At 68.0% G+C, this 12,275-nt stretch carries 11 protein-coding genes; 7 read left to right on the top strand and 4 right to left on the bottom strand.

Annotation, left to right across the window (positions count from 1 at the left end; all coding sequences use genetic code 11):
• The first annotated feature begins 26 nt into the window (after positions 1-26).
• From BpN12_RS31070 to BpN12_RS31055, 4 genes are all read left to right on the top strand, one after another.
• On the top strand, positions 27-1,226 hold the full coding sequence (locus tag BpN12_RS31070; protein WP_246795949.1) for an acetyl-CoA C-acyltransferase: 1,200 nt from the start codon (positions 27-29) through the stop codon (positions 1,224-1,226).
• A gap of 87 nt (positions 1,227-1,313) precedes the next feature.
• Positions 1,314-2,081 (top strand): enoyl-CoA hydratase, encoded by a 768-nt coding sequence (locus BpN12_RS31065; protein WP_246795948.1) that lies wholly within the window; start codon positions 1,314-1,316, stop codon positions 2,079-2,081.
• 461 nt (positions 2,082-2,542) lie between these two features.
• A complete protein-coding gene (locus tag BpN12_RS31060) occupies positions 2,543-2,722 on the top strand; it encodes a hypothetical protein (RefSeq protein WP_246795947.1) in 180 nt (59 codons plus the stop codon).
• A 143-nt stretch (positions 2,723-2,865) separates the two neighbouring features.
• The gene (locus tag BpN12_RS31055; protein ID WP_246795946.1) at positions 2,866-3,540 is read left to right on the top strand and encodes a hypothetical protein; all 675 of its coding nucleotides are present in this window, start codon (positions 2,866-2,868) and stop codon (positions 3,538-3,540) included.
• A 12-nt stretch (positions 3,541-3,552) separates the two neighbouring features.
• On the opposite strand, the gene fdhD is transcribed toward BpN12_RS31055, so the two are convergent.
• Positions 3,553-4,389 (bottom strand): formate dehydrogenase accessory sulfurtransferase FdhD, encoded by an 837-nt coding sequence (gene fdhD / locus BpN12_RS31050; RefSeq protein ID WP_246795945.1) that lies wholly within the window; start codon positions 4,387-4,389, stop codon positions 3,553-3,555.
• Positions 4,390-4,527: 138 nt separating this feature from the next.
• Here fdhD and BpN12_RS31045 point away from each other — a divergent pair, with 138 nt between their 5' ends.
• The gene (locus BpN12_RS31045; RefSeq protein ID WP_246795944.1) at positions 4,528-5,019 is read left to right on the top strand and encodes a nitrate reductase associated protein; all 492 of its coding nucleotides are present in this window, start codon (positions 4,528-4,530) and stop codon (positions 5,017-5,019) included.
• A gap of 129 nt (positions 5,020-5,148) precedes the next feature.
• Here the strand turns inward: BpN12_RS31045 and BpN12_RS31040 are convergent, their stop codons facing one another.
• Complete coding sequence (locus tag BpN12_RS31040; RefSeq protein WP_246795943.1) at positions 5,149-5,550, bottom strand: acyl-CoA thioesterase; 402 nt, start codon at positions 5,548-5,550, stop codon at positions 5,149-5,151.
• Between the two features lie 144 nt (positions 5,551-5,694).
• Here BpN12_RS31040 and BpN12_RS31035 point away from each other — a divergent pair, with 144 nt between their 5' ends.
• Positions 5,695-7,620, top strand: a complete 1,926-nt coding sequence (locus BpN12_RS31035) for an ABCB family ABC transporter ATP-binding protein/permease (RefSeq protein ID WP_246798051.1) — start codon at positions 5,695-5,697, stop codon at positions 7,618-7,620.
• Positions 7,621-7,808: 188 nt separating this feature from the next.
• On the opposite strand, the gene murU is transcribed toward BpN12_RS31035, so the two are convergent.
• Both murU and BpN12_RS31025 read right to left on the bottom strand, forming a co-directional pair.
• Positions 7,809-8,555 (bottom strand): N-acetylmuramate alpha-1-phosphate uridylyltransferase MurU, encoded by a 747-nt coding sequence (gene murU, locus BpN12_RS31030; protein ID WP_246795942.1) that lies wholly within the window; start codon positions 8,553-8,555, stop codon positions 7,809-7,811.
• 26 nt (positions 8,556-8,581) lie between these two features.
• The gene (locus tag BpN12_RS31025) at positions 8,582-9,619 is read right to left on the bottom strand and encodes an aminoglycoside phosphotransferase family protein (RefSeq protein ID WP_246798050.1); all 1,038 of its coding nucleotides are present in this window, start codon (positions 9,617-9,619) and stop codon (positions 8,582-8,584) included.
• Between the two features lie 265 nt (positions 9,620-9,884).
• Between BpN12_RS31025 and BpN12_RS31020 the strand changes: the two genes are divergently transcribed.
• Positions 9,885-12,242 carry an LPS-assembly protein LptD gene (locus BpN12_RS31020; protein WP_246795941.1) on the top strand — a complete coding sequence of 786 codons (2,358 nt, stop codon included), beginning with the start codon at positions 9,885-9,887 and terminating at the stop codon, positions 12,240-12,242.
• Positions 12,243-12,275: the final 33 nt, after the last annotated feature.

Below are 12,275 nucleotides of genomic sequence, written 5' to 3'. Positions count from 1 at the left end.
CCGGGCCGGGTCGACAGGAGCCACAAATGAGCAAACAGCTGCAAGACGCATACATCGTCGCCGCGAGCCGCACGCCGATCGGCAAGGCGCCGCGCGGCGTGTTCAAGAACACGCGCCCGGATGAACTGCTGGTCCACGCGATCCGCGCCGCGGTCGCGCAGGTGCCGGGCCTCGATACCAAGCTGATCGAGGACGCGATCATCGGCTGCGCGATCCCCGAGGCCGAGCAGGGCCTCAACGTGGCGCGCATCAGCGCGCTCCTGGCCGGGCTGCCGAACTCGGTCGGCGGCGTGACCGTCAACCGCTTCTGCGCGTCGGGCCTGACCGCGCTTGCGTTCGCGGCGGACCGGATTCGCGTCGGCGAATCGGAAGCGCTGATCGCGGGCGGCACCGAATCGATGAGCATGGTGCCGATGATGGGCAACAAGCCGTCGATGTCGCCGCACATCTTCGACCGCGGCGAGGACGTCGGCATCGCCTACGGCATGGGCCTGACGGCCGAGCGCGTGGCCGAGCAGTGGAAGGTGAGCCGCGAGGACCAGGACGCGTTCTCGGTGGAATCGCACCGCAAGGCGCTGGCCGCGCAGCAGTCCGGCGAGTTCGCCGACGAGATCGCGCCGTACACGATCAGCGAGCATTTTCCGAACCTCGCGACCGGCGAGATCGACGTGAAGACGCGCGAGATCAAGCTCGACGAAGGCCCGCGCGCCGACACCTCGCCGGAAGGGCTCGCCAAGCTGCGCACGGTGTTCGCGAACAAGGGCTCGGTGACGGCCGGCAACAGCTCGCAGACCTCGGACGGCGCCGGCGCGCTGCTGGTGGTCTCGGAAAAGGTGCTGAAGGAATTCAACCTGACGCCGCTCGCGCGCTTCGTCAGCTTCGCCGTGCGCGGCGTGCCGCCCGAGATCATGGGGATCGGCCCGAAGGAGGCGATCCCGGCCGCGTTGAAGGCCGCCGGCCTCAAGCAGGACGATCTCGACTGGATCGAGCTGAACGAGGCGTTCGCCGCGCAGTCGCTGGCCGTGATCCGCGATCTCGGCCTCGATCCGTCCAAGGTCAACCCGCTCGGCGGCGCGATCGCGCTCGGCCACCCGCTCGGCGCGACCGGCGCGATCCGCGCCTCGACGGTGGTGCATGGCCTGCGCCGCCGCAACCTGAAGTACGGGATGGTGACGATGTGCGTCGGCACCGGGATGGGCGCCGCGGGTATCTTCGAACGGCTGTAAGCGGGTCGCGTACCCGATGACGGCGGTGCGCGGGCAGCTCGCTCGCGCACCGCTTTTTTTATCGCTCGGATTTGAGGAGACGGTTAGATGGATATCCAGACCGACGTCGCGAACGGCGTCCTGACGATCACGATCGCGCGCCCCGCCAAGAAGAACGCGATCACCGCGGCGATGTACCAGGCGATGGCCGACGCGCTCGCCGCCGCGCAGGAGGACAACGCCGTGCGCGTGGTGCTGATCCGCGGCAGCGACGGCAATTTCAGCGCGGGCAACGATCTCGAGGACTTCATCAAGGTGCCGCCGAACACGCCCGACGCGCCCGTGTTCCAGTTCCTGCACCAGATCAGCACGGCGGCCAAGCCGCTCGTCGCGGCGGTGCCGGGCATCGCGGTCGGCGTCGGCGTGACGATGCTGATGCATTGCGATCTCGTCTACGCGGCCGACACCGCCAAGCTGTCGCTGCCGTTCACGCAACTCGGGCTGTGCCCGGAAGCGGCTTCGAGCCTGTTGCTGCCGCGCCTCGCGGGCCACCAGATCGCGGCCGAGAAGCTGATGCTCGGCGAGCCGTTCGACGCGCTCGAAGCGCACCGCATCGGCCTCGTCAACCGCGTGCTGCCGGCCGCCGAACTCGACGCGTTCGCGGCGAAGCAGGCCGCCAGGCTGGCCGCGCTGCCGGCCTCGTCGCTGCGCGTGACGAAGGCGCTGCTCAAGCAGACCGGCAGCGGCGTCGAGGTGGCCGCGCGGATGGACGACGAGGCGAGCCACTTCGGGCGCATGCTCGACGCGCCCGAGGCGCGCGAGGCGATCAGCGCGTTCTTCGAGAAGCGCAAGCCGGACTTCCGTCAGTTCGACTGAGCGCGGCCGACCGCGTCGGATGGCGGACGTGAGGGAACCGGCCGCGCCGATCAATGGGCGGCAGGCCGTCGGGGCGGCCACGCCCCGATCCGACTGCGGGACGCGACGCGATGCAAAAAAGGGGCGTCCACGCAGCAGCGCTGCCCGGTTCGAATCATCTCCGCGGGAAACGGCCATCCCGAAGTGAACAGATCCTAATAATAATATAAATCAAGCTTGATTGATTAAATACTCAATGGGTGGTGATCATCCAGATAAAAAGATTATCGATGGCGTCGATAAAGGTGTTGCGCCGCCGCGAATTTAAAATCCGGAATGCATCTGGATATGTCGTGAAAGCCTGGTGTATGATTGCCGTGACTCTCTTTGACGAGTCGATTGCATGACGCGACAGCGGCGAGCCGGGCGTTGAATGCCGGAAAATGGCGGTCGTCCGTCTGCCAAAAAATTAGTGGGGGCGTATGAAACTGCTTTCGTGGGCTGACGGGGTGGCAGTTGCCTTCGGTATTTTTCTATTCTTGATCTTCGATCTCGTTTTCCCGACCATCGGCGCGACGAACTTTTTCCCGCTGATCCTGGCCGTGATGGTTATTATCTCGGCGGGCTGTAGATGGATGATCGGCAAGAAGGCGCAAAAATGAAGTTGAGCCGACCGCTGCTTGGGACCCGACTCTGCGCGTGCGGGTTGGCCGGTCTGCTTTCCGCCTGCGCGACGGTACTGTCACCGCCGCCTGCCCCTGCCCCTGCCCCTACTTCCGCTCCTACGTCCGCTCCCGCTCCCGCCATGCCGATCACGGACGCGGACGCGGACATCTTGATCCCGGTGTGGTCGGCGATCACCGATGCCCCGCAACAACCGTGGGCAGGCGCCAGGACCATTCTGTATACCTACGTGCTGGTCGGCGATATCGGCAATGGCGACGTCAATGCTGCGACGCGTAACGCGAAAGCGTCGCTCGGTTCCCTGCTTCTCGAGGTACAGGCCGGCCAGCGGCTCGCTCCGCACGACTCGTCGATATCGGCCGAGATGCTGGCACAGATGAATCAATTCTGTATTCCGGCATCCTCGAGTGCCGCGAATAATATCTCTCTGGATCGATACAATTTCTCGCTATCGAAGGATTACCTCAATGCATTCAGGATGCTTTTAAGAAAATATCCGAAAATCAAAAAAAGATTGCATGGTGTTGGTCCTTTCCTGGTCGCTACTCATAAGCCGATCAATGAGTTGCTGGCCAACCACGGGAAGGCCAGTCCCGGGTCGCCGATATTGCTCATGGATCTGAGTGGCCAGGAACCGAAATCGATATCGGGTTACGTGTCGTCGTATAAAGAGGCAGTGCGCAAGGATTTTTCCGAGACCGGCGAGATCGGATCGCTGCGTTCGCGGATCGCCTCGTTCCTTCTCAAGGTCGGACTATCGATCTCGGCCGTCCTGGAAATCTATCCGCACGCCTAGCGTGCGCCGGTCTCAGGCCGTGCCGTAATCGACGTAGCCCGATTCGCGGCAGAAGCTGACGAGCCGCAGCCCCGCTTCCTTCGCGATCGCGATGGCCAGCGACGAGGGCGCCGAGATCGTCGCGACGAGCGGGATGCCGACGCGCGCGGCCTTGCGCACCAGTTCGTAGCTCGCGCGGCTCGACAGGAACACGAAGCCGTCGGTCAGCTCGGCGCGCGCGAGCGTCAGGTGGCCGATCAGCTTGTCGAGCGCGTTGTGGCGGCCGACGTCCTCGAACGCGCAGCGGATCGCGCCCGTCGCGTCGCACCAGGCGGCCGCGTGCAGGCCGCCGGTGAGCTTCGTCAACGCCTGATGCGCAGGCAGCGCGCGCGCGGCCTGCGCGAGCGCGTCGGGCGCGAGACGCTCGAGAAAGCCCGTCACCGGCACGCGTTCGGGCGCGAGATCGAGCAGGTCGATGCTCTCGATGCCGCACACGCCGCAGCCGGTGCGGCCGGCCAGCGAGCGGCGCTTTTCCTTCAATGCGACGAACGCCTGCTGGACCACGTCGAGATGGACCTCGGCGTGCGGGATCGGCGCGTCGGCGTGCAGCACCACCTCGATATCCTTGATGTCGGCGCCGCGCGCGACGATGCCCTCCGAGATCGCGAAGCCGACCGCGAACGCTTCCAGGTCGCGCGGCGTACCCATCATCACCGCGTGCGAGATGCCGTTGAACACCAGCGCGACCGGCCATTCCTGGCCGACGTGGTCGGCGGTGGCGGCGACGTCGGCGCCGCGATGGCGCGAGATCGCCACCTCGATGCTGCCGTTCGGTTCGAGATCGGGTTCGAGCAGATCGGACGGATTCACGGCAAGACTCCAGCAGGGGATACGGGCAGGGCCGAGCGGGCGCAAGGCGCGCCGCGCGGACGGGTTCTACAATACCGGAACGCGGCGAATCCCGCCGGGCCGGGCGCGCCGCGCTCATGTCACCAGACCGGAATCACCATGGAACTCAGCAGCCAGCCCTTGCTGTTCGGCTTCGAAGTCGAATCGTCGGAGGATTTCACCTTCATCCCGATGATCGTGCGCTTTCATCTCGATCGTTGCGCGCTGCGGATTTCGCTCGATCAGTGGCAGCGGTTGCCGCTGGAAGACCGGCGGCTGCTCGCGCGGTTTCCGGTCGTGGTCGGGGCGGACGAGCAGGACGCGGCGCAGCCCGATTTCGCGAGCGCGCTGGCGGAGATGCTGCGCTCGCATGCGGCCGGCGAGGCCGAACGCATCGAGCCCGAGGCGGCGCCGGCGTGGCGCGACACCGCCACGGTGCCGGCGGCGCTCGCCGCGCAGTGCGCGCTGGCCGGGCTGCCGGCGCCGGACGCGGCGGCCTGGGCGGCGCTCGGGCCGTTCGAGCGCTACGTGCTCGCCAAGCTGTCGCGCAAGCCGAAGCTCAACCACGACTTCCTGCCGGCGATGCGCGAGTTCGGGCTCGCCGCGCGCTGAACGCGGCGCGAGCGAATCCGCTCACGATTCGATCCAGATCCGGCAGCGACGCGACATTTCAGCGCAGTATTGATGCGTGACGTCGACGCGCGACATCGGCGCGCGGATTACGCCGTCGCCCGCGGCGCCTCAGGCGGAGACGGGCGGCAGCGCGCGCGGCCGGCGGTCCGAGTCGGTCGCCACGTAGGTCAGCGTCGCCTCGGTCACCTTCACCACCTCGCCGGCCAGCCCCATGCGCTGCGCGTAGACCTCGACGCCGACCGTCACCGAGGTGTTGCCGGTCTTGACGATGTTCGCGTAGAAGCTGACCAGGTCGCCGACGAACACCGGCTGCTTGAACAGGAAGGAATTGACGGCGATCGTCGCGACGCGGCCGTTGGCGCGCCGGCTGGCCGGGATCGAGCCGGCGATGTCGACCTGCGACATGATCCAGCCGCCGAACACGTCGCCGTGAACGTTCGCTTCGGACGGTTGCGGGACGACGCGCAGCGCGGGCTGCTGCTGCGGGAGTTGCGACGGCGTATCGGTCATGGGGGGATTCCACTCGTTATGCGGGCCGGGTGCGGCGCCATCCGGCGGACAGCGGTGCGAACCGGCTTCTGCGACAATGCAGGATTCTGAAATTGTACGAGAAAGCGCGTGCGCGGCCCGCCCGGGCGCATGCGCTCCATTCCCATGCGCCGCTTTCCCGCTTCCTCCGAGTCCGCCCCGGCCGCGTCCGGCCCTCGCAACGACTGGCAGACGATCCGCTCGCTGCTGCCCTACCTGACCACCTACAAGGGCCGCGTGGTGCTCGCGCTCACCTGCCTGATCGGCGCCAAGTTCGCCAATCTCGGCGTGCCGATCGTGATGAAGCGCATCGTCGACGGGCTCTCGTCGGTCCAGCACCTGCAGGCGCTGGGCCGCGCCGAACAGTCGGCGCCGCTGGTGCTGGCGGGCGGCATCGGGCTGCTGGTGGTGGCCTACGCGGTGGTGCGGCTGTCGACCTCGATGTTCACCGAGCTGCGCGAGATCCTGTTCGCGAAGGTGACCGAGAGCGCGGTGCGCCAGCTCGCGCTGCAGGTGTTCCGGCATCTGCACGGGCTGTCGCTGCGCTTTCACCTGGACCGCCAGACCGGCGGCATGTCGCGCGACATCGAACGCGGCACGCGCGGCATCCAGCAGTTGATCTCGTATTCGCTCTACAGCATCCTGCCGACGCTGATCGAGGTCGGGCTCGTGCTCGGCTTCTTCGTGGTCAAGTACGACGCGTCCTACGCGCTGATCACGCTGGCCGCGCTGGCCGCCTACGTGGTGTTCACGATCAAGGTCACCGAATGGCGCACGCATTTCCGGCGCACCATGAACGAGCTCGATTCGCGCGCGAACTCGCGCGCCATCGATTCGCTGATCAACTACGAGACGGTCAAGTATTTCGGCAACGAGGACTGGGAGGCGCGGCGCTACGACGAGAACCTGCTGCGCTACCGGCAGGCCGCGATCCGCTCGCAGCGCTCGCTGTCGCTGCTGAACTTCGGCCAGCAGGCGATCATCGGCGTGGGGCTGGTGTTCATCCTCTGGCGCGCGACCCAGGGCGTGCTGGCCGGGCGCCTGACGCTCGGCGACCTGGTGCTGATCAACACCTTCATGCTGCAGCTCTACATCCCGCTGAACTTCCTCGGCATCGTCTATCGCGAACTCAAGCAGAGCCTGACCGACATGGACCGCATGTTCGCGCTGCTCGGCGCGCCGCAGGAGGTGGCGGACCTGCCCGCCGCGCCGGCGCTCGCGGTGCGCGGCGCGCAAGTGCGTTTCGCGCACGTCGATTTCGCCTACGAGCCGGCGCGGCAGATCCTGCACGACGTCGATTTCACGGTCGAGGCCGGCACCACCACGGCGGTGGTCGGCCACAGCGGCTCGGGCAAGTCCACGCTGTCGCGGCTGCTGTTCCGCTTCTACGATCTCGATCGCGCGGCGGGCGGCGCGATCACGATCGACGGCCAGGACCTGCGCGACGTCTCGCAGGCGTCGCTGCGCGCGGCGATCGGCATCGTGCCGCAGGACACCGTGCTGTTCAACGACACGATCCACTACAACATCGCCTACGGGCGGCCGAACGCGACGCGCGACGAGGTGATCGCCGCGGCGCGCGCCGCGCACATCCACGCGTTCATCGAAAGCCTGCCGAACGGCTATGACACGACCGTCGGCGAGCGCGGGCTCAAGCTGTCGGGCGGCGAGAAGCAGCGCGTCGCGATCGCGCGCACGATCCTCAAGAACCCGCCGATCCTCGTGTTCGACGAGGCAACCTCGGCGCTCGATTCGCGTTCCGAGCGCGCGATCCAGCACGAGCTCGAGCAGATCGCGCGGCACCGCACGACGCTCGTGATCGCGCACCGGCTGTCGACCGTGGTGCATGCGGCGCAGATCATCGTGATGGATCGCGGCCGGATCGTCGAGCGCGGCACGCACGAGGCGCTGGTGCGCGCGGGCGGGCATTACGCGCAGATGTGGGCACTGCAGCAGCGCGCGGCGACGGCGGGCGACGGGGGCGAGGAAGCGGCCGGAGAGGCCGGCGAGGCGGCGCGCGGCGCGGCAACGGGTGCCGCGGCGCAAATGTAAGCGGCGCTGGCGGCCGGCGCGGATGACGGGTTGGTGCGCGTGCGCTCGGGTTGGGGCGGTGGTTGCCGCCCCGCGGCGACGCGACCGGCTCAAGGCGACCGCCCGCGCACGAGTGGCCGGCGTCCCTGCGGTGGCTGCCGGGGCGGCCGCGCGGCTCCCGCGTGACGACTACCGTATGAAGGAGACGACTACCGCACCGCTCGCAGCCGCGCGTCGAGCCCGGCCAGCTGAGCCGGCGTGCCGACGTTTTCCCAGATCCCCTCGTACCGCTCGCCCGTCGCTCGGCCGGCCGCGATCGTCTCGCGGTAGTAAGGCGTGAGTGCGCGCCGCGTGCCGCGCGGCAGGCCGGCGAACATCCGCACGTCGTAGAGCCCGATGTTGCCGAACGTGACGCGCGGCGCGTCGGTGTCGAGCGAGAGCCGGCCGTCGGCGTCGAGCGCGAAATCGCCGTCGGGATGGAACGGCGGGTTCGGCACCATCACGAGATGCAGCCCCGGCGTGTCGAGCGCGGCCATCCGCGCTGCGTGAGCACGCAGCGACGCGTAGTCGAATTCACAGAACACGTCGCCGCTGACGGCGACGAACACGGGCGAGCGCGCCACGCCGGCCGCAGCGGACTCGTCGGCCCGCGTCAGCAGCGGCAGCGCCTGCGCGATGCCGCCCGCGGTCTCGAGCGCCTCGCCCTCGGCCGAGTAGCGCAGCCGCACGCCCCAGCGCGCGCCGTCGCCGAGCGCGGCCTCGATCCGTGCGCCGAGCCAGGCATGGTTGATCACGATGGTCGTGAAGCCGGCCGCCGCGAGCCGTTCGATCTGCCAGACGATCAGCGGCTTGCCGCCGGCTTCGAGCAGCGGCTTCGGGCAGGTGTCGGTGAGCGGGCGCATCCGTTCGCCGCGTCCGGCGGCGAAGATCATCGCGGTATCGAGCACGGCGGTCATGGCGTGGGCGGGCGCAGGGGGGAGATTCAGAACGTGTAGCCGACCTCGACGGACGGCTGCCCCTCGAGTTCGTCGAGCAGGTGCGCGAACGGCGCGAGCGGCCGATAGCGCTGCGCGACCTTGCGTGCATAGCCGAGGAAGCGCGGCAGGTCGTCGAGATAGCGCGGCTTGCCGTCACGATAGTGGATGCGCGGGAACAGCCCGAGCACCTTGATGTGGCGCTGCAGCCCGGTCCATTCGAGCTGGCGGTAGAACTCGCCGAAATCGGCCTCGACGGGCAGGCCGGCTTTTTTTGCCCGCTCCCAGTAGTAAACGAAGCAGTCGAGCTCGAATTCCTCGTCCCAGCTGATGAACGCGTCGCGCAGCAGCGAGACGACGTCGTAGCCGAGCGGCCCCCAGACGGCGTCCTGGAAGTCGAGCACGCCGGGGTTCGGCGCGGTGATCATCAGGTTGCGCGGCATGAAGTCACGCAGCATGAAGCCCTGCGGCTGCCCGAGCGCGTTCGCCACCAGCAGCGCGAAGGTGCGGTCGAGCACGCCGCGCTGGCGCGCGTCGAGCGTCTTGCCGAGATGGCGGCCCACGTACCACTCGGGCATCAGCTCCATCTCGCGGCGCAGGAACGCCTCGTCGAACGGCGGCAGCACGCCCTCGCGCGAGCTGAGCTGCCAGCGCACCAGCGCGTCGAGCGCGTCGCGCATCAGCGGCCGGGCCGCCACGGGGTCGGCCGGGTCGAGTGCGCCGATGTAGGTGGCGCGGCCGAGATCGGTGACCAGCATGAAGCCGGCTTCCAGGTCGCATTCGTGGACCTGCGGCGCATGCAGGCCGGCCGCCGCCAGCAACTCGGCGACCTGCACGAACTCGCGGCACTTCTCGGGCGGCGGCGCATCGACGGCGATCAGCGTGCCGGACGGCTCGCTGCCGCTCGCCAGCCGGAAGTAGCGCCGGAAGCTGGCGTCGGCCGAAGCGGGCACGAGCGAGCCGAGGTCGAGCGCGTAGCGCGGGGCGAACCCGGCGAGCCAGGCGAGCAGCCGTTCGCGGCGGCCATCGTGGCTGTCGGCGGGCATGGCGGGGGAGGCGGCAGCGGAAGGGGGCGTCATCGAAACGGAAACTCGGGGGAGGGGGGAACGTCTTGCCATATAATACCCCACGACTTTTTTGACGCGTCCCGTGTCAATCCCCGCCGGTTGCGGGTCGCAGCGCGGCTGCGGCCTGTCGTGCCGCCCGCCGATCGCCTTGCCTCGTGTGCGCCGCGTCGCAGTCACGGTTCGATTGCGCGGGCCTCGACGTGCGAACGCGAGGGACCTGCCGGGACCGATTCGCCCGATATCGATGCCGCCCAAACCGTTTTTCCCGCTCGTATCCTGCAGCGAACCCGCGATCCGCAAACGGCGCCTCGCGGTGGCGCTGCTCGCCGTGCCCGGTTTCGTGCCCGCTATCGCGCAGGCGCAACTGGCGGGCTCGGCCGCGCAGCCGCAGTCGCTCGACTCCCCCTGGGACCTGCGTCTCGCGCCGCAGCTCGAGGATCATCCGCTGCGCACCGGCTCGAAGCCGGCCGGCTTCGTGCTCGCCGACCACACGAGCGGCACGGCCGACCAGGACCTGGCCGCCAAGGGCTCGGCCGAGCTGCGCCGCGGCACCACGATCGTGAAGGCCGACGCGCTGCACTACGATCAGGACACCGACATGGCCGATGCCTACGGCCGCGTCACGGTGTCGGGCAGCGGCACCACCTTCTCGGGACCGGAGGCCCACCTGAAGGTGGAGGCCAACCAGGGCACGATGGCCACGCCGAAGTACCACTTCACGACCACCGGCGGCTCCGGTAGCGCGAAGCAGGTCGAGCTGCTCGACAGCGAGCGCTCGGTGTTCACCGACGCGACCTACTCGGCCTGCCAGTGCGAGAAGCCGGCCTGGTACATCAAGGGCAGCCGTTTCGAATTCGACACGGGCGCCGACGAGGGCGTGGCGCGCAACGGCGTGCTGTTCTTCCAGGGCCTGCCGATCTTCGCGAGCCCGTGGCTGACGTTCCCGCTGTCGGGCGACCGGCGCAGCGGCTTCCTGCCGCCGACGGTGTCGCTGAGCTCGACCAACGGCTTCGAGCTGGCGCTGCCGTACTACTTCAACATCGCGCCGAACCGCGACCTGACGCTGACGCCGGAGATCATCGCGAAGCGCGGGGTGTTCACGCGCGCCGAGTTCCGCTACCTGTCGCCGAACTATTCGGGCTCGCTGACGGGCGAATTCCTGCCTGACGATCGCCTGACGCACTCGAACCGCTACGCGATCTACTGGCAGCACCAGCAGAACTTCGGCGGCGGCTTCGGCGGTTACGTCTATTACAACAAGGTCTCGGACAACACCTATCCGGAAGACCTCGGCTCGACCAACCAGTTCGTCAACGGCACCCAGACGCTGTACCAGCAGGAAGCGGGCCTCACCTACAACAAGGGTCCGTGGTCGGTGCTCACGCGCTACCAGCACTGGCAGACGCTGCCGCCGTCGATCGCGCCGTATGGCCGCGAACCGCAGCTGAACGTGAAGTACACGAAGTACGACGTGGGCGGCTTCGACTTCGGCGCCGAGGCCGACTACTCGCGCTTCCGGATCACCACGGCGGACCAGCCCGAAGGCGACCGCGTGATGTTCAACCCCTACGTGTCGTACGGGGTCTACGGTCCGGGCTACTTCATCGTGCCGAAGGCGCAGCTGCACATCGCGTCGTATGACCTCACGACGACGACGGGCGGCATCCCCGGCCAGCCGAAGCGTTTCACCTACTCGATCCCGACCTTCTCGCTCGACAGCGGGCTGGAGTTCGACCGCTCGGTGCGGCTGTTCGGCCAGGATTTCATCCAGACGCTCGAGCCGCGGCTGTTCTACGTCTACACGCCGTACCGCAACCAGCTCGACGCGCCGCTGTTCGATACCGCCGAGTCCGACTTCGGGCTCGCCGAGATCTTCACCACCAATACCTTCGTCGGCAACGACCGGATCGCCGACGAGAACCGCGTCACCGCCGCGCTGACCACGCGCTTCCTGAACCCGGCCACGGGCGACGAGCGCGCGCGCTTCGTGATCGCGCAGCAGTATTACTTCTCCAACCAGCGCACCACGCTGCTGCCGACCGACTCGGTCGCGCAGGCGCGCCACTCGGACCTGATCCTCGGCGCGTCGCTGAAGCTCGGCGCCGGCTTCGCGTCGGAGACGGCGTTCCAGTACAACGCCGACAACAACCAGCTCGTGAAGTCGAGCATCGGCTTCGGCTACAGCCCCGGCGAGCGCCGCGTGATCAACGTGGCCTACCGCTACACGCGCGCCAACACGACGCTCAACGGCGATCCGATCAACCAGGTGCTGATCTCGGGCCAGTGGCCGCTCACACGCCACCTCTACGCGGTCGGCCGCTTCAATTACGATCTGGCCAGCAACCGGGTTGTCGACGGTCTACTCGGCTTCCAGTACGATGCCGACTGCTGGGCGCTCGGCGTCGGCGTGCAGCGCTACGCGAACGGCGTCAACACGTCGGGACAGCAGAATTCCGCGACGCGCTTCATGGCGCAGCTGACGCTGAAGGGGCTGACGAGCATCGACAACGGGCTCGTCGCCGCGTTCCGCGAGGGCATCCCGGGCTATACGCCGCTGCCGCCGCAGGCCCCGCCGCTGGCCCGTTTCAGCAACTATGAGTAACCAACCTTCGCGCACCATCGCCGCGCCTGACAC

It is taken from the genome of Burkholderia perseverans (assembly GCF_022870505.1).
GTDB lineage: Bacteria > Pseudomonadota > Gammaproteobacteria > Burkholderiales > Burkholderiaceae > Burkholderia > Burkholderia plantarii.
This window is presented reverse-complemented; position numbering and strand designations above follow the sequence as displayed.

Coding starts and splice junctions, on each gene's coding strand:
- BpN12_RS31070 (WP_246795949.1), top strand. CDS start 27: ATGAGCAAACAGCTGCAAGACGCATACATCGTCGCCGCGAGCCGCACG.
- BpN12_RS31065 (WP_246795948.1), top strand. CDS start 1,314: ATGGATATCCAGACCGACGTCGCGAACGGCGTCCTGACGATCACGATC.
- BpN12_RS31060 (WP_246795947.1), top strand. CDS start 2,543: ATGAAACTGCTTTCGTGGGCTGACGGGGTGGCAGTTGCCTTCGGTATT.
- BpN12_RS31055 (WP_246795946.1), top strand. CDS start 2,866: ATGCCGATCACGGACGCGGACGCGGACATCTTGATCCCGGTGTGGTCG.
- BpN12_RS31045 (WP_246795944.1), top strand. CDS start 4,528: ATGGAACTCAGCAGCCAGCCCTTGCTGTTCGGCTTCGAAGTCGAATCG.
- BpN12_RS31040 (WP_246795943.1), bottom strand. CDS start 5,550: ATGACCGATACGCCGTCGCAACTCCCGCAGCAGCAGCCCGCGCTGCGC.
- BpN12_RS31035 (WP_246798051.1), top strand. CDS start 5,695: ATGCGCCGCTTTCCCGCTTCCTCCGAGTCCGCCCCGGCCGCGTCCGGC.
- murU (WP_246795942.1), bottom strand. CDS start 8,555: ATGACCGCCGTGCTCGATACCGCGATGATCTTCGCCGCCGGACGCGGC.
- BpN12_RS31025 (WP_246798050.1), bottom strand. CDS start 9,619: ATGCCCGCCGACAGCCACGATGGCCGCCGCGAACGGCTGCTCGCCTGG.
- BpN12_RS31020 (WP_246795941.1), top strand. CDS start 9,885: ATGCCGCCCAAACCGTTTTTCCCGCTCGTATCCTGCAGCGAACCCGCG.